19 protein-coding genes are annotated in these 20,878 nt (G+C 63.2%); 6 read left to right on the forward strand and 13 right to left on the reverse strand.

All coding sequences use genetic code 11. From position 1 onward, the window contains the following. Window positions 1–5: 5 nt before the first annotated feature. On the reverse strand, window positions 6–1,037 hold the full coding sequence (locus AS9A_RS15410) for an ATP-dependent 6-phosphofructokinase (protein ID WP_013807996.1): 1,032 nt from the start codon (window positions 1,035–1,037) through the stop codon (window positions 6–8). 221 nt (window positions 1,038–1,258) lie between these two features. Between AS9A_RS15410 and AS9A_RS15415 the strand changes: the two genes are divergently transcribed. Genes AS9A_RS15415 through AS9A_RS15425 form a run of 3 tightly spaced genes read left to right on the forward strand, consistent with a single transcriptional unit; the run spans window position 1,259 to window position 5,179 of the window. Then, complete coding sequence (locus tag AS9A_RS15415; protein WP_013807998.1) at window positions 1,259–2,869, forward strand: SLC13 family permease; 1,611 nt, start codon at window positions 1,259–1,261, stop codon at window positions 2,867–2,869. 40 nt (window positions 2,870–2,909) lie between these two features. Next, the gene (locus AS9A_RS15420; protein ID WP_013807999.1) at window positions 2,910–4,502 is read left to right on the forward strand and encodes a sensor histidine kinase; all 1,593 of its coding nucleotides are present in this window, start codon (window positions 2,910–2,912) and stop codon (window positions 4,500–4,502) included. Then, a complete protein-coding gene (locus AS9A_RS15425) occupies window positions 4,499–5,179 on the forward strand; it encodes a response regulator (RefSeq protein WP_013808000.1) in 681 nt (226 codons plus the stop codon). Before AS9A_RS15420 ends, AS9A_RS15425 begins: the two co-directional genes overlap by 4 nt. A 6-nt stretch (window positions 5,180–5,185) precedes the next feature. Here the strand turns inward: AS9A_RS15425 and gatA are convergent, their stop codons facing one another. The 3 genes from gatA to AS9A_RS15440 are packed head-to-tail and all read right to left on the reverse strand — an operon-like array spanning window position 5,186 to window position 7,676. Then, window positions 5,186–6,670: an Asp-tRNA(Asn)/Glu-tRNA(Gln) amidotransferase subunit GatA gene (gene gatA / locus AS9A_RS15430; protein WP_013808001.1), complete on the reverse strand. Its 1,485-nt coding sequence runs from the start codon at window positions 6,668–6,670 to the stop codon at window positions 5,186–5,188. After that, complete coding sequence (gene gatC / locus AS9A_RS15435) at window positions 6,667–6,966, reverse strand: Asp-tRNA(Asn)/Glu-tRNA(Gln) amidotransferase subunit GatC (protein ID WP_013808002.1); 300 nt, start codon at window positions 6,964–6,966, stop codon at window positions 6,667–6,669. The genes gatA and gatC overlap by 4 nt, the downstream gene beginning before the upstream one ends. A gap of 47 nt (window positions 6,967–7,013) precedes the next feature. After that, entirely contained in the window at window positions 7,014–7,676 is a 663-nt protein-coding gene (locus tag AS9A_RS15440; protein WP_013808003.1) for a TetR/AcrR family transcriptional regulator, read from the reverse strand. A gap of 70 nt (window positions 7,677–7,746) precedes the next feature. Here AS9A_RS15440 and AS9A_RS15445 point away from each other — a divergent pair, with 70 nt between their 5' ends. Together AS9A_RS15445 and AS9A_RS15450 are read left to right on the forward strand one after the other, a co-directional pair. Continuing rightward, the gene (locus AS9A_RS15445) at window positions 7,747–9,111 is read left to right on the forward strand and encodes a cytochrome P450 (protein ID WP_049793748.1); all 1,365 of its coding nucleotides are present in this window, start codon (window positions 7,747–7,749) and stop codon (window positions 9,109–9,111) included. A 209-nt stretch (window positions 9,112–9,320) separates the two neighbouring features. Continuing rightward, on the forward strand, window positions 9,321–9,971 hold the full coding sequence (locus tag AS9A_RS15450; RefSeq protein WP_013808005.1) for an ACT domain-containing protein: 651 nt from the start codon (window positions 9,321–9,323) through the stop codon (window positions 9,969–9,971). 3 nt (window positions 9,972–9,974) lie between these two features. Here AS9A_RS15450 and AS9A_RS15455 read toward each other — a convergent pair whose 3' ends face one another. From AS9A_RS15455 to AS9A_RS15495, 9 genes are all read right to left on the reverse strand, one after another. Next, entirely contained in the window at window positions 9,975–10,475 is a 501-nt protein-coding gene (locus tag AS9A_RS15455; RefSeq protein ID WP_041451135.1) for a GNAT family N-acetyltransferase, read from the reverse strand. Beyond that, window positions 10,475–12,559 carry an NAD-dependent DNA ligase LigA gene (gene ligA / locus AS9A_RS15460; RefSeq protein WP_013808007.1) on the reverse strand — a complete coding sequence of 695 codons (2,085 nt, stop codon included), beginning with the start codon at window positions 12,557–12,559 and terminating at the stop codon, window positions 10,475–10,477. Before ligA ends, AS9A_RS15455 begins: the two co-directional genes overlap by 1 nt. Window positions 12,560–12,698: 139 nt before the next feature. Beyond that, complete coding sequence (locus AS9A_RS15465; protein WP_013808009.1) at window positions 12,699–13,712, reverse strand: uroporphyrinogen decarboxylase/cobalamine-independent methonine synthase family protein; 1,014 nt, start codon at window positions 13,710–13,712, stop codon at window positions 12,699–12,701. Continuing rightward, window positions 13,709–14,836 (reverse strand): tRNA 2-thiouridine(34) synthase MnmA, encoded by a 1,128-nt coding sequence (gene mnmA / locus AS9A_RS15470; protein ID WP_013808010.1) that lies wholly within the window; start codon window positions 14,834–14,836, stop codon window positions 13,709–13,711. The genes AS9A_RS15465 and mnmA overlap by 4 nt, the downstream gene beginning before the upstream one ends. Further along, window positions 14,836–16,056 carry a cysteine desulfurase family protein gene (locus AS9A_RS15475; protein WP_013808011.1) on the reverse strand — a complete coding sequence of 407 codons (1,221 nt, stop codon included), beginning with the start codon at window positions 16,054–16,056 and terminating at the stop codon, window positions 14,836–14,838. The genes mnmA and AS9A_RS15475 overlap by 1 nt, the downstream gene beginning before the upstream one ends. 85 nt (window positions 16,057–16,141) lie before the next feature. Then, window positions 16,142–17,023: a lysophospholipid acyltransferase family protein gene (locus AS9A_RS15480; protein ID WP_013808012.1), complete on the reverse strand. Its 882-nt coding sequence runs from the start codon at window positions 17,021–17,023 to the stop codon at window positions 16,142–16,144. Continuing rightward, window positions 17,020–17,868 (reverse strand): GNAT family N-acetyltransferase, encoded by an 849-nt coding sequence (locus AS9A_RS15485; protein ID WP_013808013.1) that lies wholly within the window; start codon window positions 17,866–17,868, stop codon window positions 17,020–17,022. Before AS9A_RS15485 ends, AS9A_RS15480 begins: the two co-directional genes overlap by 4 nt. Window positions 17,869–18,075: 207 nt before the next feature. Next, a complete protein-coding gene (locus tag AS9A_RS15490; RefSeq protein WP_013808015.1) occupies window positions 18,076–19,035 on the reverse strand; it encodes an electron transfer flavoprotein subunit alpha/FixB family protein in 960 nt (319 codons plus the stop codon). Window positions 19,036–19,081: 46 nt separating this feature from the next. Further along, entirely contained in the window at window positions 19,082–19,867 is a 786-nt protein-coding gene (locus AS9A_RS15495; protein ID WP_013808016.1) for an electron transfer flavoprotein subunit beta/FixA family protein, read from the reverse strand. Between the two features lie 215 nt (window positions 19,868–20,082). On the opposite strand from AS9A_RS15495, the gene AS9A_RS15500 reads away from it, so the two are divergent. Then, entirely contained in the window at window positions 20,083–20,877 is a 795-nt protein-coding gene (locus tag AS9A_RS15500; RefSeq protein ID WP_013808017.1) for a class I SAM-dependent methyltransferase, read from the forward strand. Window position 20,878: the final 1 nt, after the last annotated feature.

Consider the following 20,878-nt stretch of genomic DNA (forward strand, 5'->3'; position numbering starts at 1 on the left):
GAGTTTCAGCCGAAGAATGCCGCGGCCTCGTCGTAGCTATTCTGCGGGACCACCTTCAGGTGATCGACGGCTTCACCGAGTGAAACGAGCTCGATCTCGCTTCCCCGGAGCGCGACCATCTTGCCGTGTTCTCCCGCGTGCGCCGCGTCAGTCGCGTTGATACCGAACCGCGTCGCGAGAACCCGGTCGTACGCTGTGGGTGTACCGCCACGCTGGACGTGACCGAGCACCGTGGTGCGAACTTCCTTGCCGATGCGCCGCTCAATCTCCGCGCCGAGTTGCTGCGCCACCCCCGTGAACCGCTTATGGCCGAATTCGTCGACACCGCCCTCACGCAGCGTCATTGAGTCAGGTTTCGGTTCAGCGCCCTCGGCGACCACACAGATGAAATGGCTGTCGCCGCGCTGGAACCGGCGTTTGACCATCGCGCACACCTCTTCGACATCGAAAGGCTGCTCTGGAATGAGGGTGAGGTGCGCACCGGCGGCGAGCCCGGAGTGCAGTGCGATCCAGCCAGCGTGGCGTCCCATCACTTCGACCAGCATGACGCGCTGATGCGACTCCGCCGTGGTGTGCAGCCGGTCGATCGCTTCCGTCGCGATCGCGAGCGCGGTGTTGAAACCGAACGTGTAGTCGGTGCACGCGATGTCGTTATCGATCGTTTTCGGCACTCCGACGACCGGGACACCCGATTCGGATAGCCAGTGCGCCGCCGTCAGTGTGCCTTCTCCGCCGATCGGGATGAGCACATCAATCCCGTTGTCGTCGAGTGTTTGCTGGATGCGGTCCAGCCCCGAACGAAGGATTTCTGGGTTCACCCGGGCGGTACCGAGAATGGTGCCACCGCGCGCGAGTATCGAGTCAACTCGGTCGTCGAATCGAAGCCGCTCTTTCCGGTCCTCGAGCAGGCCGCGCCACCCATCCCGAAACCCGACGACAGAACTGCCATAACGGTTCTCGCTCGTGCGGACAATCGCCCGGATGACTGCGTTCAGCCCAGGGCAATCGCCGCCACCTGTGAGAATCCCTATCCGCATGCCACCCTCCGGTTATCACGCAAGCAAGCAATCAGTCGGACAATCAGGTACTGACCTTACGGGAATCCGGACGGGACAGTGACGCTGTCGAACCCGGGCCGTGACGTGAATCGGACGAATCGCTGTTCGCGACCATTAAGACCACAACAGCGACAGCCGTGGTGAGAGCTGACACATTCAGTTCACAACGTAAGCGAAGTCACGTTTCGGAGGTGTCACCTATGACCACCACAACACTAGAGGATGCGGAGGAACGGGCCAGAGGCTCTGCCGGTCCTCGCCCGGGGGCAGACGAGGCCCTGCTTCCGCAAGGAAGACTCTGGTTCGGCCGACTGCTCGGGCCTGCGCTTGGCCTCGCTGCCTACTTGCTCATCCCTGCCGACGACGCGCTTTCGAGCGCCGCACGTATCACTGCGGCCGTGGCGATCGTCATCGCAGTGTGGTGGATGACCGAAGCGCTGCCGCTGTCCGTGACATCGCTTGTGCCAATCGTGGCGTTCCCCACCCTCGGGGTGCTCGAACTCTCCGAGGCCACCGCTCCTTACGCCTCACCAACGGTCTTCTTGTTCATGGGTGGCTTCATCATCGCGCTCGCGATGCAAAAGTGGAATCTGCACAAACGGATCGCACTTCTTGTGATGCGCGCTGTGGGAACGAAACCGCGACAACTCATCCTCGGTGTCATGATTGCCACCGCGTTCCTGTCGATGTGGGTGAGCAACACAGCGACAACCCTCATGATGCTCCCTATCGGCATCAGTGTCCTGGCTCTTGTCGCCGCGAAGAAGGGCATCGATTCGGCGGCCGAAGGCAACGGGCCAGTATCCGATATCTTCGCTGACAAAGACACAAAGAACTTCGCCACGAGTCTCATGCTGGCGATCGCGTTCGCCGCGACCATCGGTGGCCTTGCCACTCTGATCGGCAGCCCCCCGAACCTGATCCTCGCGGGCTTCATCGAGGAAACCTACTCAGACATCACTATCACCTTCGCCGACTGGATGAAGGTCGGTGTACCTCTGGCCGTGGTCTTCCTCTTGATCGCCTGGCTGCTGCTCACCCGCGTCATCTACCCGACGAAGCTGACCAACGTCGTTGGCGGGAAAGAAATCATCCAGCGCGAACTCGACAAACTCGGTCCGATGTCACGCGGTGAATGGGTGGTTCTGCTGGTCTTCGCGACCACAGCGTCACTCTGGGTTTTCCGCACTCCGCTGACGGAGTGGGACGCACTGACCTCGCGGCTGCCGTTCATCACCAACCTCGATGACGCCACCATCGGTATCGCCGCGGCGATCGCCCTGTTCATGATCCCCGCCGCTGTCAAGAATGGCCGGGCCGCAATGGCGATGGACTGGAAAACCGCGCAGGCCGGCATCCCCTGGGGTGTGCTGCTGCTCTTCGGAGGTGGTCTGAGCCTCGCGAAGGCTGTCCAGGAAACGGGTCTCAGCACCTACATCGGAACCAAAGTCGATGGCTTCGGCGTGCTGCCTACGGTCCTGATGATCGCGGCCGTGTGCTTACTGATCCTCGGCCTCACTGAACTGACGAGTAACACAGCCACCGCGGCGACCTTCCTGCCCGTCCTCGGCGGAGTCGCGCTCGGTCTCGGGATCGACCCGATGCTGCTCCTCGTTCCTGCGGCATTCGCCGCGACATGCAGCTTCATGCTCCCCGTCGGCACCCCGCCGAACGCGATCGTATTCGGCTCCGGATACGTCACCATGGGCCAGATGATCCGCGCCGGTGTGTGGCTGAACATAATCGGCGTCTTCCTGATCACCGGCGCAGTCCTCCTCCTGGGCAGTTGGGGAATGGGTATCAGCCTCTGAGCCCACCCCGGGTTCAGCCGAGATCTGGAACACTTGGACGATGCGACGACCGCTCAGCCTGGCACAGCAACTCTTTGCTCTGCAGCTGGCGGTCATCGCTCTTCTCGTGATCGCCGGGTCACTTCTCGCGTACTTCGACTCCAAACGGATCAGCGAAGCTGCTGCCGAGCGGCGCGTTCTCGTGCTCGCGTCGGCCCTCGCCGAACTTGCGGAAGTACGCGACGCGCTAGCAAGCGACGACCCGGCAGCCCAGCTTCAGCCACTCGCATCAACCCTCGTAGCAGCAACCGGGAGCGACTTCATCGTGTTCATGGCGCCGGACCGCACTCGCTTTTCGCACCCCGACGAGGCACTCATCGGGCAGCCATACATCGGTTCTATCGACGCTGCACTGGCGGGCGGGGTCGTCACCGAAAAGTACGAGGGCACACTCGGCCCGTCAGTCCGCGCAGTCGTTCCCATCCGCCCCGCCACTGAAGGCAGCGCCGAGATCACTGCGCTTGTGTCGATCGGCATACTTCAGCAGCAGCTCGGACGAGAGGTCCGAGAGCGAGTTCCCGTACTACTCGGCACTGCGGGCGGAGCACTCCTCATCGCCGCTGGCGGCACATTACTCATCAGTCGGCGGCTCAGCCGCCAGACACTCGGACTAGGCCCAGCCGAGATCACGCGGATGTACGAACAGCATGACGCTGTGTTGCACGCCGTCCGCGAAGGGCTTCTCATCGTCGATATCCGGGGCCGGCTCATTCTCGCCAATGACGAGGCGCAGCGTCTTCTCGGACTGCCCGGCTCGGCGGAAAACCGCCCGGTTAGCGAGCTCGGGCTCGATGAACCGATGACACTGCTGCTGACCAGTGGAGAGCCTGTCTCTGACCGGCTCATCGTCTTCCACGATCGCGTACTAGTAGTCAACACAGAAATTGCGCGGAAAGACTCACGGACGCTCGGCACCGTCACGACCCTGCGTGACCATACTGAACTCGAGACTCTCACCGGTGAGCTCGACTCGGCCCGCGGCTTCGCCGAGGCGCTGCGCGCACAGGCTCACGAATCTGCGAACCGCCTGCACACCGTTGTGACCATGATCGAGCTGGGTCAGCCGGAGAAGGCCGTCGAGTTCGCGACCGTTGAACTTCAGGCTGCTCAGCAACTGACAGATCGCGTCCTCGGGGCGGTGGACGAACCAGCATTGGCCGCACTGCTTCTCAGCAAGGCAGCGCAGGCGCACGAAAAGGGTGTCGAACTCGTCATCTCGGAAGACACAGCCGTCACCGTCCAGGACGTCTCCCCTAGAGACCTGGTCACGATCGTGGGCAACCTCGTCGATAACGCTATCGATGCCGCTGTCGCCGCCCCACCGCCACGCCGGGTGTCTGTATCAGCGATTACCGGTGAAGACGCCTTCGTGCTGACTGTCACGGACACCGGCCGAGGCGTCGATTCTCAGCATATCGACGACATCTTCACACGCGGCTGGTCCACGAAAACCGCGGAAGCGCCGCATGGGCGCGGGCTCGGGTTAGCCCTCGTCAAGCAGATACTCGCCAAGTACAGCGGCACCATTGATGTGGAAGTTAATGGGGGAACCGTGTTCACTGTTCGTCTCCCTGCCAGTAGGGGTGACCGTTGATCAAGACGCTCATAGTCGAAGATGACGCGCGTATCGCCGACGCGCATGCTCAATACGTCGGGCGTGTGAGCGGGTTCACCGTCGCAGGCGTTGTGAGCAGCGGGGCCCGGGCATGGGAGTTCCTCGGGGCGCACGACGTCGACCTCATCCTGCTCGATTTCTATCTGCCCGACATGACGGGCCTCGATGTATGCCGCGGGATCCGGGCCCGCGGTCACCTCGTGGACATCATCGCAATCACGTCGGCTCGCGATGTGCAGATCGTCCGCTCGGTCGTCGCCTACGGCGTCGTTCACTACCTGCTGAAACCGTTTACCTTCGCGGCCTTCAAGGCGAAGCTCGAGAGCTACCGCGAGTTCCGGGATCAGCTCACCCAGTCCGGCACCGATACCGCCCAGCAAGATGTTGACCGAGCACTTGGCGCGCTGCGCGGTGGACACAGTGCACCACCCCCCAAGGGGATGAGCGAGACGACCTTGACGGCTGTAGTCGACGCTCTGCGAATGCATCCCGAGACAGGCATCTCGGCGAGTGACCTCGCCGACGAACTTGGCATGGCGCGCGTGACCACCCGCCGCTATCTTGAACACCTCGTCGAGCAGGGTGTCGCTGATCGCGCTCCCCGCTACGGCAGCCAGGGGCGCCCGGAAATGATCTTCCGGTGGCGCCGCCGCTGACCGAACTCACACAGCCGCAGGAAGCGGCCCCCGCGCAGCTTCATATGCCGCACCTATCCGGTATAGGCGCTCGTCCGCGAGTGCAGGCGCCATGATCTGCAGCCCTACAGGCAGTCCGTCGTCGGGGGACAAACCAGCTGGAACTGACATTGCGCAATGACCAGCAAGGTTTGTGGGCAGGGTGCAGAGGTCGGAGAGGTACATCGCGATCGGATCGTCAACCTTCTCGCCGAGCTGCCACGCGGTGAAGGGGCTGGTAGGCGCGACAAGGACGTCGACCTGCTCGTACGCTGCATCGAAGTCCCGTGCGATCAAGGTCCGCACCTTGAGCGCCTGGCCGTAATACGCGTCGTAATACCCCGCGGAGAGCGCGTAGGTACCGATCATGATCCGTCGCTTGACCTCTTTGCCAAATCCCGCGGAACGAGTCTCCGCCATCACTTGCTCAGCGCTTCTGGTCCCGTCATTGCCCACCCGTAGTCCGTACCGCATCGCATCAAACCGTGCGAGGTTCGAGGACACTTCGCTCGGCAGGATCAGATAGTAGGCAGCAAGTGCATAGGTGAAATGTGGGCACGACACTTCGACGACTTCGGCGCCGAGACCTCGCAGCGCCTCCACAGCCTTGTCGAAGGTGCTGATGACACCGGGCTGGTACGAGTCCGAGTGCAGTTCCTTGACCACACCGACGCGGACGCCGCTGAGGCTGCCCTCCGCACCTTCCTTCGCGGCCTGGACGACAGGGCGGACGGGCGTGTCGATCGACGTGGAGTCACGCGGGTCGTGCCCGGCAATCACCTCGTGCAGCAGCGCAGTGTCGAGGACAGTGCGTGCACACGGCCCACCCTGATCCAGAGACGACGCGCAGGCGACCAGCCCGAAGCGCGAGACAGTTCCGTAAGTGGGTTTCACGCCCACGGTGGACGTCATCGCGGCGGGCTGGCGGATCGAGCCGCCGGTGTCAGTTCCGATCGCCAATGGCGCTTCGAACGCGGCGAGCGCTGCGGCTGAGCCGCCTCCTGAACCGCCCGGAATGCGGTTCTCACCCCAGGGGTTGAGGGTGGGCCCATACGCCGAGTTTTCGGTGGATGACCCCATCGCGAATTCGTCCATGTTCGTTTTACCGAGGATGGGGATTCCGGCCTGCCGCAGTCGCGTCGTCAGAGTGGCGTCATAGGGAGGCACCCACCCCTCGAGAATCTTCGATGCGCACGTCGTGGGCATGTCGGAGGTCGTGAAAACGTCTTTGAGCGCGAGCGGCACACCAGCGAGCGGGGAGAGCATTTCATCGCCACGTGCTAGCGCCTCATCCACAGCCTGGGCCGCCGAGAGCGCTTCGTCATCCGCAATGTGCAGGAAGGCGTTGTACTGCCCGTCGACCGCACGAATACGGTCCAGGTGGGCTTGCGTGGCCTCCACGGCAGACACCTCGCGGGAATGGATCTTGTCCGCGAGTTCCGCCGCCGAGAGCCGTGTCAGATCGTCCGTCACTGTTCTTCCCCCAGGATCTGAGGCACAGCAAAGCGACTTTCGTCGACCTCGGGAGCGCCGGATAGCGCCTGCTCCTGCGTCAAACCTGGCTGGATGACGTCGTCACGCCAGACGTTGGCGGTCGCTGCGGGATGCGCTGTCGCGGGAACATCGTCAGCAGCTACCTCGGAGACAGCCTTGACGTGGTTGAGAATCGAGTCGAGCTGGCCAGCGAACTCGTCGAGTTCCGCGTCGGTCAGCGCAAGCCGGGACAACCGGGCGAGGTGTGCAACCTCGTCGCGGGAGATGGCAGGCACTGCTGTGGCCCCTTTCCGGAGAAATCGCGAAGGTGGACCCGCCTAGCCTAGCCGTAACAACACTCGTCTGAAGCTGGAGGCTCAGCCTCCTGTTTATCCACCGTGCCCATCATTGCTCGCCACAGAACGACGGCCGTATCCACCAGGGCATCAGGTTCGATGTCCAGCTCGCCGCCGAGCCAATCGGTGACTAGCTGGCTCAATCCGCCAACGAATGCGGTAGCCGCAATGCGGGTCTCGGCCTCGGGCGGGTCGGGCCGCACGAGGATCGCCTGCGACTCGTGCTCAACGAGGGTGACGAACTGCTGGATCAGCTGGCTCCGGCGGTGGCGGGTAGAGGCGACAGCGTACGACTCGATCATCGCCACACGGCCCTTACGGGGGTCATCGATGAGAACTTGAGCAAACGCCATCAGCGCGGCCCGGATTCTCTCGTCAGCTGTTCCGCCTGTCGTCTCGAGGGCCGTCGTCGCCGCTACCGCAATTTCTATTGCGACAGAATCGATCACCGCCATCAGCGCGTCATCGAGGTTGGCGAAGTGCTCGTAGAAGTATCGCTCCGATAGTCCGGCGTGTACGCAGATCTTCGTCATGGTTACCGACGGGTCGTTCGACCACACTTCTAGCCCCGCATCGAGGAGTCTGGCCCGGCGCTCCGCTCGGCGTTCCTCGGCGCTGCGTCCGCGATAGGTGCCGTTCTTCACCGCCATGGCTACATTCTGACAGATCTATCTGTCAGAACATATTGACAGGACGGCCTTCTCAAATAAGCATTGGGATGTGACCAGGAATACATCGACGTTTTCTTCGGACAGAGGCACATCCGCTTCGTATCAATCCGGTCTTCCCTGGATCGGCCAGACACTCGCCTATACGCGTGACCCATTGGACTTCATGCAGCGCACGCTGAAGCGGCATGGACCGGTCAGCGAGATGACGTTCCTGGGCAAGCGCTGGACAGCGCTGATCGGCCCGCAGGCCTGCGAGGTTGCGTTCCGCAACGCTGACAAGGCATTCGCGAACGGTCCCGGATGGGGTGAACTCGTCGGCCCCTTCTTCGACCGTGGTCTCATGCTTCTCGACTTCGCCGAGCACCACCAGCATCGCCGAATCATGCAGGGGGCCTTCACACGCGACCGCTTGCGCGGCTACACCGGGGCCTTACAAGGGCCGATCCGCCGTACCGTGGAAGCGTGGCCTCAAGCGGAACGGTTCGAAATTTATCCGGCCATCAAATCCGCGACGCTGGACATCGCAACCCAGGTGTTCATGGGCGGTGCGGATCTGGCGGGCCCAGCCGAGCTGGCTCGCGTCAACAACGCCTTCACCGACTGTGTTCAGGCCGCGACAGCGCTCGTTCGCCGCGACATCCCCGGCACCAAATGGCGTCGAGCGCTCAAGGGCCGTCGCCTGTTAGAAGATTTTCTGCGCCGCCACGTCGCACGACGCCGCGCGGTCGAAGGCGACGATCTGTTCTCGGTGCTCTGCCATCTACGTGACGATGATGGCGAAGCTTTCAGCGACACAGATGTCGTGAATCACATGATTTTCCTGCTGATGGCAGCACACGACACCTCGACGAGCACCGCAACGACCATGATCCAGCTCCTCGGCCAGCACCCGGACTGGCAAGAACGTTGCCGGGCAGAGGCACTCCGGCTGCCCGATAACCCGACCCTCGACGACCTCGACACAGCCATCGATCTCGACCTCGCTATGAGAGAAGCGCTGCGACTCGTGCCACCGGTTCCGGTTGTCGCGCGATACACGGTGAAGGACACCCAGGTTCTGGGTGTCCGTGTGCCCGCGGGCCGGTTCGTGGTGGTCGCGCTCCACCTCAACCACCACCAGACTGAGCTGTGGACGGAGCCATCAAAATTCGACCCCGACCGATTCGCTGAACCTCGCCGGGAAGACACCCACCACCGACACGCATGGGACCCGTTCGGCGGTGGCGTGCACAAGTGTCTGGGCATGTTTTTCGCCAAGGCCGAAGTGCTCTCGCTCATGACACACCTGCTGCGCACGCGACGCTGGCACATCGATCCGAACTACCGCGCCCCTCTCTCGTACACTTCACTCCCTTACCCGAAAGACGGACTACCTGTTCGTCTAATGCCGTTCACCCGGGAAGTATCCGTTTGAGCCACCCCGGCTCGCGGTGCCGCACCCACCTTAGGGGGCGCCAGGAGTGTGCTTGAGGTGTCCGCTGGTTAGCCCTGCGTGAACACGGCATCACAAGTTTCGTCAATAAGGTCGGGGAGGTTTCCAACCCGAGTGTGGAGTCGGACATTGGGACGCAAAGGTGCGACGATGACTAGAGCTACACAGCAAGCTTGAGAGGGGCGTCACCAATGTCGTATCTGCTGCGGGTCCAGCTGCCGGATCGTCCGGGCAGCCTGGGAGCGCTGGCGCTCGCGCTCGGTTCCGTCGGAGCCGACATTATTTCCCTCGACGTGGTCGAACGGTATTCGGACTACGCAGTGGACGATCTTGTCGTCGAGATGGCTCCCGGCTCGCTGCCGGACACGCTCATCACCGCTGCTGAGCGGCTCGAGGGCGTAAGCGTCGATTCGATCCGCCCCTATGCGGACATGCTGGACACGCACCGCGAGCTCGAGCTGATCGATCAGGTCGCGATGGCAAGCAGCGACCGGATCCAGGTCCTGGTCGACGGCGCACCAAGTGTGCTCAGGGTCGGCTGGGCGGCAGTGGTCGCTGAGGGACCACACGGCACCTATCTGGTTGCAACCAGTTCCGGCGCGCCGGAAACCCGGCCGAAAGAACTGCCCTGGATGCCCCTGAAGAAACCGCTCATGCTCGATCAGGAGGCCGAGTGGGTTCCCGGGCCGTGGAAAGACATGGCGACGTCACTGGTGGCCGCGCCACTTGGGCAAAAGGAGATGGCGCTGGTCCTCGGCCGCCCCGGCGGACCGGACTTCAGACCGTCAGAGGTCGCCCGACTCGGTTACCTCGCGGGGATCATCGGCACTATTCTGCTGTGACCGCTATCCGGTTTCCCCTCGGTGGAGTGGGAACGTCAGCACGCTGATCGCAGGGTGCCAACGCCGGTCGGGTGCTTCGGCGAAGCCGAGGCGATCGTAGATCCTCCGTGCTTCGACCATCACGTCCATGGTGGAAAGCACCACCCGGCTTCGTCCGCGTGCCCGCGCGACGCGCATACCGTGTTCGACGAGGGCCGTTCCCACCCCGTGACCGCGCGCCCGAGGATTCACTGCGATCATGCGGAATTCGAGCTCATCCTGTTGCGCGACATCGGCATACGGACTCCCACATTCGACCATGGTCAGCGAGCCCACAACCTGCCCTAATACTTCAGCTACGACGATTTCCGAGGCACTCGCGCGCCGTTCAGTATCCGCGAGTAACGCGAAATAGTCGTCATCCGGGCGGATGAAGGGTCGGTAAGACTCGACGGTAATGAGCGACACCGCGGCGAAGTCGCGCGCCTCTATCGATCTGATGACCAAGTGCGGCGGCGAGGCCATCACGGGGGGCCCAATGGGCTCACGGCATCGGGGCCGTCCGCAAGCAGCTTCCGGAATCCGTCTTCGTCGAGGACAGGGACGCCGAGGTCAACCGCCTTGTCGTACTTCGAGCCGGGCGCGTCACCCACCACGACGAACGCGGTCTTCTTTGACACTGAGCCTGCTGCTTTTCCGCCTCGTGTCAGGATTGCTTCTTTCGCCTCGTCTCGCGAGAACCCGTCAAGTGACCCAGTCACGACGATGGAGAGCCCCTCGAGCGTCCGGGCGATCGAGGCGTCGCGTTCGTCGGCCATCCGCACCCCCGCGTCAGCCCACTTCCGCACGATATCGCGGTGCCAATCCACGTCGAACCACTCAGTGACGGCCTGCGCAATTGTGGGCCCGACGCCATCGACCGCGGCGAGTTCTTCCAGGGATGCCGCCGCGACCGCGTCGAGGCTGCCGAACTCGGTAGCCAAGGCGCGCGCGGCTGTGGGGCCGACGTGCCGTATGGACAGACTCACGATGACCCGCCAGAGCGGTTGTGACTTCGTTTTCTCGAGGTGCTCGAGTAAGCGTTTGCCGTTTGCGGACAACGCGCCCGCCTTGGTGCGGAACAGTTCTGTTTTCAGAAGATCGTCACTGGTGAGCGTGAACAAGTCGCCTTCATCGGTGATCACCTGGTGCGCCAGCAGTGCGGTGGCCGCTTCATAACCCAGACCCTCAATGTCCAGCGCGCCACGGCTGCCAATGTAGAAGACGCGTTCCCGCAGTTGCGCCGGGCATGTTCGCTGATTTGGGCAGCGAATATCGACGTCACCCTCCTTGGACGGCGCAAGCACGGCACCGCATTCCGGACATACCGACGGCATCGCAAATTCGCGCTCTGTACCGTCGCGGAGGTCAACCACAGGCCCAAGAACCTCCGGGATCACTTCTCCTGCCTTACGAATGACGACAGTGTCGCCAATGAGCACACCTTTGCGTTTCACCTCATCGCCGTTGTGCAGCGTGGCGAGCGACACGGTTGAACCCGCGACCGTCACCGGCTCCATGTACGCGAACGGCGTGACCCGGCCGGTGCGCCCGACGTTGACCCGGATATCGAGCAGCTTGGTCGTTGCCTCCTCGGGTGGGTACTTGTACGCAGTCGCCCATCGCGGCGCGCGGGACGTCGAACCGAGGCGCCGCTGCAACGTCACCTCGTCGACCTTCACGACGAGCCCATCCACCTCGTGCTCGATCTCGTGGCGCCGTTCCTCCCACAGCTGAACCTGAGCGACGATCTCATCCGCACCGCGAACCCGCACGGTGTGCTCTGAAACAGGCAGCCCCCAGGCTTTCAGCGCCTGATAGGCCTCGTACTGCGATTGGGGTGTGAATCCTTCGCGCTTACCGATTCCATGGCAGATCATCCTCAGCTTCCGTCGCGCCGTGACGGCCGGGTTCTTCTGCCGCAGTGAACCTGCTGCTGAATTGCGCGGGTTCGCGAACGGTGGTTTTCCCTCCCCTGTCAGGGCCGCGTTCAGCGCAGCGAAGTCCTCGAGTCTGAAGAACACCTCCCCACGCACTTCGAGCAGATCAGGGATCGGGAAATCGGTGGTTGTACTCAGCCTCTCGGGCACATCGTCGATCGTGCGGGCGTTGAGCGTAACTTCCTCACCCGTCCGGCCATCCCCCCTGGTCGCTGCCCGAACTAGCCTGCCTTTTTCATACACCAGACTCAGCGCGACACCGTCGATCTTGAGCTCGCACAAGTAATGCAGGCCTGTGCCGGCCTCAGCCTCCACACGGTGCGTCCACTCACGAAGCTCGTCTTCACTGAAGACGTTGTCGAGGCTGAGCATCCGCTCGAGGTGGTCGATCGGCGCGAACTCTGTCGCAAAGCCGCCGCCAATGAGTTGCGTGGGCGAATCCGGAGTCCGCAGATCCGAGTACTTGTCCTCAAGCACCTGGAGCCGCTTCAGCAACTCATCGAACTCGCCGTCGCTGATGATCGGCGCGTCTTTCACGTAGTAGCGGAACTGGTGCCCGCGTACGTCCTCCGCAAGCCGCTGCCATTCTTCGCGCGCCTCATCGGGCGCTGGACCTTGATTCGCTGTCACATCAGCCACCACGGCAGATTAACGCAGGGCACTGACATCGACGCCGACATCCTCGGCGGGACCGGTCGTCCGCTGCGCGATCCGGTAACAGTTGCCACGATATAGCGGGTCTCGAAACCGGGACGGCGGAGGCGAGCCATCAGCTGGCAGCGAGTTGCTTCATGACGTCGCGCGCGAGACCGGTCGCGCGTTTCGCGGCCGCTGCGGACACGCCAGCGAGGCCACATTGCGGAGACACTCCAGCCTGCCGCACCAGAACTTTCTGCGCGAAGCCCGCAGCGGACCCCAGACTCATGACACGCTGCGCAAGTTCCTCCGCTGACCGGGCTGCCCCCGAACCGGTGGGCACTACGCCGAACACGAGAGTCCGGCCGCTGTCGAGGAAAGCACCAACACTGTCGATCTCAGCCCCCGACAGGTGTGAGCTTTCCGCGTCCACAGGAAGTCCCGCCGCGGCGATTTTCAGTCGCGACAGCACGCCCCACGGCACCGACGACGAACACGTGTGCACCATAGTCGCCTCCGGAACACGAATGACTTTCTGCAGCAATGCTTCCGCCTCAGAACTACTGAGGGAGCGCACCGGCTGGAGCACGCTCACTCCACGGATTCGTCCTTCCAGCGCATCCGCGAGCTGCGGCTCGTCGATCTGGTACACGATTGGTACTCCGAGCCTGCGACCCACATCCGCCGCGTGCTGTGCCACTCCTTCGGCCAGCGATTCCGCAATGTCCCGGGTGGCACCCGCATCGTCGAGCGCCGGATGGCCGTTGCGTAGTTCCAGGTTCGCTGCGAGCGTGACTGGCCCCGACACCTGGATCTTGACCGCACCCACATCGCTTCCGTGCGCTCCCCGTTCCCATTGCTCTTCGAACGCATCAACATCGCGCAGCAGAAACTCGCGCGCACGCCGCCACAGTGCCCCAGGCTTTGCGCTCAGCCGGTACCCCGATGGCGAGGCGTCAACGGGGACATCAATCAACAATCCCGCCGCACGTCCGATCATGTCCGCACCGACGCCGCGCGCTGGAAGTTCAGGCAGATACGGCAGCGATCCCGCGCCGGACAGTTCGCCGAGAATGACTCGTGCAGCCTCATGGGGCTCGGTGCCCGGCCATGACCCCGCGCCGGTGGCGGTTGCGAATACGTTCACTGAGATTCAGTGCTGCCTGCGTGGGCCGCGACACGTCCAGAGCGTTGCGCGCTCGTGCCTGCGATAGTGCCGCTGCCCAGCACGATGTCCCCAGCAGGATCCTCGCGGTACAGCACCGCGGCCTGGCCCCGTGCCACGCCGGTAAGCGGGCTGGCAAGCGTAATCCGCATGCCACTTCCTTCAGGTTCCGCTGTTGCGGCAGCAGTTCCGCCGTGCGCACGAACTTGGACGACACAGTCAACAGCACCCTCAGGTGCCGCGCCGGACGTCCAGATCACGTCCCGGGCGGTGATCGTCCACACCTCCAGATCAGCGGCGGACCCCACCGTCACCGTCGAGGTCTCTGGATCAATTCCCGTCACATACCGGGGCTTACCGTCCGCGGCTGGCCCCGGCAAACCCAGTCCCTTACGCTGCCCGACGGTGAAACCGTGGACGCCCTCATGCTCAGCCAGGACTGCACCGGACTCGCTGTCCACGACCTTGCCAGGCCGCACACCGATCCGTGCACCAAGGAAAGCCTGTGTGTTACCTGTCGGAATGAAGCAAATGTCATGGCTGTCTGGTTTGTTCGCGACGGAAAGTCCCAGCCGTGCCGCTTCGTTTCTGATCTCGGGCTTCGGAGTATCACCCACCGGGAACATCGCGCGCGCCAGCTGCTCGGCTGTGAGAACCGCCAGCACATACGACTGGTCCTTCTCGGCATCGACCGCGCGGCGCAGCACACCGTCCCGCAACTGGGCGTAGTGCCCCGTCACCACCGCGTCGAAGCCCAGCGCGTACGCACGTTCGGCTAAAGCCGAGAATTTGATCTTCTCGTTGCAGCGCAAGCAGGGGTTAGGGGTTTCGCCGGCCGCGTAGGACGCAACGAAGTCATCAATCACATCCTCCTTGAACTTGTCAGCAAAGTCCCAGACATAAAACGGGATACCGAGGATGTCGGCCGCTCGCCGCGCATCTCCGGCATCTTCGCGCGAACAGCACCCACGTGACCCCGTTCGCAGTGCGCCGGGCGCGGTGGAGAGCGCGAGATGGACCCCTACAACATCGTGACCTGCAGCCACGGCGCGTGCGGCGGCCACCGCGGAATCAACACCGCCACTCATTGCAGCTAAAACACGCATTACAACCCCCTCTCCGAGGTGCTACTGGCACCAGCGCTGGCAAACCCCGCAGCACGGGCCCGGTCAAGCACATGCGGCAATGCCGCCAGTACACGATCAACGTCGCTGTCGACGGAGGTATGCCCGAACGAGAAACGTAGTGACCCCCGCGCCACAACCGGATCGAGACCCATCGCGATCAGAACATGGCTCGCTCGTGCGACGCCAGCCGTGCAGGCCGAGCCGGTGGAACACTCAATCCCCTGCGCGTCGAGAAGCATCAGAAGGGAGTCACCCTCACACCCGGGGAAGGTCACGTTGACGAGACCGGGCAGCCGGGCGCGTGACGTCGTACCGTTGATGTGCGCGTCGGGCGCGATCGCCATAATTCCGTCGATGAGCCGGTCACGGAGCCGCTCCGAGTGAGCAGTCGCACGTTCGCGGCGTTCAGCAGCGACACGGAGGGCAGCTGCCATACCTGCCGCCGCTGGCGCATCCGGCGTTCCCGAACGGACATCACGCTCATGGCCGCCCCCGTGCAACAGCGGCGCGCAAGCCACGTCGCGGCCAAGCAGCAGGGCGCCGATACCGTGCGGCCCACCGAACTTGTGGGCGGCGATGCTCATCGCTGACAGTCCACTCTCCGAGAAGCGCGCTGGCAGCGGCCCTGCGGCCTGTACCGCATCGCTGTGCATCGGCACACCTGCGGCACGGGCAATTCGGGCGAGGTCAGTAACCGGATTGACTGTTCCGACCTCGTTGTTGGCCCACATGACCGTCACCAGTGCAGCGTTTTCGGGTTCCTGCGCGAGCGCAGCACTCAGGGCTGCAGGCTCCACCGCGCCCTCATGGGTAACGGGCAGCCACGTAACCTCGGCGCCCTGGTCGGTCGCCAGCCATTCGACGGCGTCAAGGACCGCATGATGCTCGACACAGCTCGCGATGATGCGCTTGCGGCGAGGATCCGCAGCACGCTGCGCCCAGAAGATGCCCTTGATCCCGAGGTTGTCGCTTTCCGTTCCACCGGAGGTGAAGACCACTTCGGAGGGGCGCGCGCCGAGCGATTCCGCGATCGACTCACGAGATTCCTCCACGAGCCGGCGCGCGGCGCGCCCGGAGCCATGCAGGGAGGCTGCATTTCCGGCGTGGCGATAGGCAGCGGTCATCGCCTCGAGCGCCTCAGGCAGCAGTGGTGTCGCAGCGGCGTGATCGAGGTATACCGAATGTCCTGGCGAAGTCATGGCGATAGCCAGGATAGTCCCGGACCCCCTCGAGAAACGAATACCGCGGGAGAGCACACTCTCGCTCGGTCTCTCAGGCCCCGAATCAGGCCACGATGGGATCCGGCGAGAAAGTTCCGTCAAAGGTCAACTGTGCGAAGTCGGCCTGCCGGAGGTGCGCCTCGCACCGTGCCGCAAGCGTCTTCCTGTCCCCGATAGGCGGTTCGTGCTGCAGAAGTGTGATCTCCACCGTGGTGTCGCGGAGTCGGAGGATACGCAGAAATGCCTGGACAAATCCATCGTCGCCGACGAAGCACGGCTCCGTCCTCAACTTACCGGCCGCGTCGGTGTAGCGAATATGGACGGGAGCGACACTCACTGCCGAATCGAAAGCCGCCTGGAAGAACGCCGGACGAAACGTGCCCCACGACCTGCCGCACCAGGTAGTGCCCTCAGGGAAGACGGCAACACGATGCCCGGCCCGCAGCCTCCGCGTCACCTCGTGCAGCGTTCCGGGCAGTGCCCGCAGGTTCTCACGCGCAATCGGGATCGTCCTGGCGCATCGCGCTAGGTGGCCGATCACCGGCCAGGTGAGCATGTCCGAACGTGCCACGAAGGAACTCGGCGCGATCGCTGATATCACCACGGGATCAAGCCACGAAATGTGGTTGGCGACGATCAGCACGCCCCGTTGCTGTGGGTGCACACCACCGGTCTTGTCCACCACGACAATGCGCAGCCCAAGACTTGCGAGCAGCAGCCGTGAGAACGCGCACTGCAGACGCACTCGTGGAGCTACAGGAATCAGCGGCTGGACCGTGAAGAGCGCAGGCGCCGCCGCGAGCACCCCAGCGGTGCGGACGAGTCGCGTTGCCGCAATCCAGCGACCAGCACCCGGTCGATCGGGCGGGATGCATCCCGCCCCGCACGGGCTCACTGGCATCCACGCGTGCGTGGTGGTGACGTGAAAACCTTGCGGAAGGCTCATCGGTTTTCCTCTGGTGCTGACGAACTCGTGGCTGCGGAGCGAAGGCGTTCGAGATAGCGCTGGTTTGCCTGCCGCACCCCGAGCACAGTGACGAAATCAGCCACACCAAAGTCGGGATCGTAAGCCGGCTCCCCGCAGATACGGGCTCCAAGTCGCAGGTACCCACGCAGCAGTGGGGGCATTCGCACCCGCTCCGGAGCAGCGATGTCGTCCAGTCCCCGCCCGTCGAGCACCACCGGCCGGAAAGGGTGCGCGTCCATTGGTGGTGGACAACGGTGCCGCGTATGAAGGGCGTCACGTACCGCACGTACGTTCGCGCCGGGTACATCACCGGGGCTGAACTGTACTGGCACCGAGACACAGCCGAGGACCCATTCGTTTCGAGTCAGGGTCAGGTACTGCAGGATCCCCGCCCACATCAGGCTGAGGACAGCTCCGTTCCGGTGGTCGGGGTGGACGCATGCGCGGCCCATTTCGACTGTCGACGACATGATGCCGTCGAAACCAGTAAGTCTGAATTCGGTCGAGGTGTAGTAGCCGCCAGCAGCATTCGCGGCCTCTGGCGGCAGCATCCGGTAGCAGCCGATGATTTCGCCGTTCGCCTCGTCCCGCACGAGGAGGTGGTCGCAGAACTCGTCGAAGCGATCGGCATCGCGACCGTCCTCACCTATCGAATCGCTGAATCCCGGTTCTGACCGGAATATCTCGTAGCGCAACGCCTGCACTGCGCGAACATCGGCGCGATCCGTGGAGAGCACCAGTGAGTAGCGCGGCCCCTTGTGCCCGTGCGGCGCGCAGTCGCGTCGCACGGCCGGGGCCGGTATCAGCACCGAGGAAGTGGTCATGCCTCGGTGTCTACCGAGGCAGTTGGGCGCAGGGGCGACGCGAAGGTGACAGTGTCGCGCCGTGCCGGTGAACGTTTCGTCCGAGATGACGCACTGTGGAGCAGTGTGCGACCGGAGCGAAAAGAGCACGTGAACTCAACAGAAATTGGTCCCGAGACAGCGAGAGCCCCGGCCTAGGCCGGGGCTCTGACTGACTGTCTGACGATCTCAGCCTTTGTGCTTCTTCACTGCTTCGGTGAGCTGCGGAGCCACATTGAAGAGGTCGCCGATGATGCCGTAGTCCGCGATCTCGAAGATCGGGGCTTCCTCGTCCTTGTTGACCGCGATAATGGTCTTGGACGTCTGCATACCCGCACGGTGCTGGATGGCACCCGAGATTCCCAGCGCGACGTACAGGTTCGGCGAAACCGTCTTACCGGTCTGGCCGACCTGGAACTGGCCTGGGTAGTAACCCGAGTCGACAGCGGCGCGGGAAGCACCGACTGCTGCGCCGAGAGCGTCGGCGAGTTCCTCGACAACTGAGAACTTCTCGGCGCTGCCCACACCGCGTCCACCGGAAACAACGATGGTGGCTTCAGTGAGCTCTGGACGATCACCAGCAACGACAGGGTCGCGCTTGGTGATACGGGTGATGCCTTCTTCCTGGGCGGGCACCTCGACGGTGACCTGTTCACCCGCGCCTGCCTGCGGCTCGGCTTCCACTGCGCCGGGGCGCACGCTGATGACCGGGATACGGTCACCTGATGCCTTGGCGTCGACGTTCCACGCGCCACCGAAGATGGAGTGGTTCGCCGAACCATCGGAGCGGACCTCGGTGACGTCGACGAGAAGCGCGCCGTCGATCGCCGCGGCGAGACGCCCGGAAACTTCCTTGCCTTCGATGGTGGCTGCGGTGATCACTGCAGCTGGGGTCACCTGCTCGACGAGCGCGGCGAGCACGTCAACCTTCGGCGTGATGAGGACGGTTTCGACCTCGTCAGATTCGGCGACGTAGATCTTCTCCGCACCGGCGGCTTTGAGGTCATCCGCGAGTGCGGCTGCGGTCCCTGGCGCGCCAGCGACGACCGCCGACGGCTCACCGATGTTGCGGGCAGCGGTGATCAGTTCGCTGGTGACCTTTTTCAGAGCACCCTCAAAGTGCTCAACGAGCACAAGTACTTCTGCCATTGATACGACTCCTTGTTTGCGCTGTCTGGTGTTTGAGGGGCGAGGATCAGATGATCTTCTGGCCGATGAGGTACTTCGCGACTGCGTTGCCGCCGTCACCCTCGTCGGCGACCTTCTCACCTGCAGCACGCGGTGGCTTCGGTGTCGCACCCGTCACCGTCGTCGCTGCATTCGCGACGCCCGCGACATCAGCCTCAACACCCAGGTCTGCCAGCGACAGGGTCTCGATCGGCTTCTTCTTCGCAGCCATGATGCCTTTGAAGGACGGGAAGCGCGGCTCGTTGATCTTCTCGTTGACGCTCACGATCGCAGGGAGTGACGCTTCGAGGGTGAACACACCTTCGTCAGTCTCGCGCTCGCCGGTGGCCTTGTCACCCTCGATATCCAGCTTGCGCAGGTGCGTAAGCTGCGGAATGCCGAGGTAGTAGGAAATCATCGCGGGAATCGAACCGACCCGGCCATCTGTGGCCTCGTTACCCGTGATGACAATCTCGGTGCCTTCAACGGTGCCGAGAGCCGCGGCGAGAACGTACGCCGTCTGGATTGCGTCGCTTCCGTGGAGTGACTCATCGTTGACGTGGATCGCCTTGTCCGCGCCCATTGACAGGGCCTTGCGGATGGCGTCGGTTGCACGATCAGGTCCGGCGCAAAGCACAGTCACCTCGCCGCCATGCTTTTCCTTGATGAGGAGCGCTTCTTCAACTGCACGCTCATTGATCTCGTCGAGCACAGGGTCAGCAGCGTCACGGTCGAGGGTGTAATCATCTTCCCTCAGTTTGCGCTCAGACCATGTGTCGGGGACCTGCTTGATCAAGACGACTACATTTGTCATGGGTCTTACTTGACCTCCTGCGAGTGGTGGAAAATTCAGGCTCCGGTAACTCTTCAGTCGTCGCGTCTTGCGATGACCACTACCCACACCTATGTTACCGGCGAGTAACTTATGTGCAAGTACCAACGTGAACATACTCTATTGATCGTGAGAATGGCAGTAGCGGGTGCCGGAGAGATTCGAGAGATACACCGCAGTGGTCGTAGTCTGCGTGGGTGACTGATTTCACCGGCGCAACTACTGATCTCCCCGCACGCGATCCCGCACCCCCCGGGCACCTCCCCCTCACCGGTGAGCGGACCGTGCCCGGTATCGCTGAAGAAAACTACTGGTTCAGGCGTCACGAGATCGTCTACCTCGACCTTCTAGCTCGGTGTGCCGGCAGGGTCGTGGTCGACGCGGGTTTCGGCGAAGGATATGGCGCGGCTCTGCTCGCTGACGCCGCGGACCGCGTAATCGGCCTCGACTACGACCAGCAGGCCGCGGAGCACGCGGGCCGACGATACCCAGCGATCACCCCCGTGCGCTCGAACCTCGCGGCGCTCCCGCTCGCGGATGATTCCGTCGACGTCGTCGTGAATTTTCAAGTGATCGAACATCTTTGGGATCAGCTGCAGTTCATCAAGGAATGCCACCGGGTCCTTCGCCCAGGCGGTGAGCTTCTTATTTCAACACCAAACCGCATCACCTTCTCCCCCGGTCGCGAAACCCCGCTCAACCCGTTCCACACACGCGAATTGTCCGCGTCCGAGCTAACGGAACTGCTGTCCGACGGGGGTTTCGGGATCAAGACAATGACCGGCGTTCACCATGGCGGCCGCCTCAAAGAACTCGACGCCCGTTACGGCGGTTCCCTCATCGACGAGCAACTCAGGTACGCCCTCGCTGGAACGCCGTGGCCGGAAGCACTGAGCGCGGACGTAGCGGGGGTGACCGCCGACGATTTCGTGCTCTCGGAAGCCGACATTGACGCCAGCCTCGATCTCGTCGCTATCGCGGTGAAAGGGTGAC

The sequence above is a fragment of the Hoyosella subflava DQS3-9A1 genome (assembly GCF_000214175.1).
GTDB lineage: Bacteria > Actinomycetota > Actinomycetes > Mycobacteriales > Mycobacteriaceae > Hoyosella > Hoyosella subflava.

What these genes read in the sequence shown, in the direction of transcription:
- AS9A_RS15410 (WP_013807996.1), bottom strand. Translation starts at nt 1,037, where the DNA reads ATGCGGATAGGGATTCTCACAGGTGGCGGCGATTGCCCTGGGCTGAAC.
- AS9A_RS15415 (WP_013807998.1), top strand. Translation starts at nt 1,259, where the DNA reads ATGACCACCACAACACTAGAGGATGCGGAGGAACGGGCCAGAGGCTCT.
- AS9A_RS15420 (WP_013807999.1), top strand. Translation starts at nt 2,910, where the DNA reads ATGCGACGACCGCTCAGCCTGGCACAGCAACTCTTTGCTCTGCAGCTG.
- AS9A_RS15440 (WP_013808003.1), bottom strand. Translation starts at nt 7,676, where the DNA reads ATGGCGGTGAAGAACGGCACCTATCGCGGACGCAGCGCCGAGGAACGC.
- AS9A_RS15450 (WP_013808005.1), top strand. Translation starts at nt 9,321, where the DNA reads ATGTCGTATCTGCTGCGGGTCCAGCTGCCGGATCGTCCGGGCAGCCTG.
- AS9A_RS15455 (WP_041451135.1), bottom strand. Translation starts at nt 10,475, where the DNA reads ATGGCCTCGCCGCCGCACTTGGTCATCAGATCGATAGAGGCGCGCGAC.
- mnmA (WP_013808010.1), bottom strand. Translation starts at nt 14,836, where the DNA reads ATGCGTGTTTTAGCTGCAATGAGTGGCGGTGTTGATTCCGCGGTGGCC.
- AS9A_RS15475 (WP_013808011.1), bottom strand. Translation starts at nt 16,056, where the DNA reads ATGACTTCGCCAGGACATTCGGTATACCTCGATCACGCCGCTGCGACA.
- AS9A_RS15480 (WP_013808012.1), bottom strand. Translation starts at nt 17,023, where the DNA reads ATGAGCCTTCCGCAAGGTTTTCACGTCACCACCACGCACGCGTGGATG.
- AS9A_RS15485 (WP_013808013.1), bottom strand. Translation starts at nt 17,868, where the DNA reads ATGACCACTTCCTCGGTGCTGATACCGGCCCCGGCCGTGCGACGCGAC.
- AS9A_RS15490 (WP_013808015.1), bottom strand. Translation starts at nt 19,035, where the DNA reads ATGGCAGAAGTACTTGTGCTCGTTGAGCACTTTGAGGGTGCTCTGAAA.
- AS9A_RS15495 (WP_013808016.1), bottom strand. Translation starts at nt 19,867, where the DNA reads ATGACAAATGTAGTCGTCTTGATCAAGCAGGTCCCCGACACATGGTCT.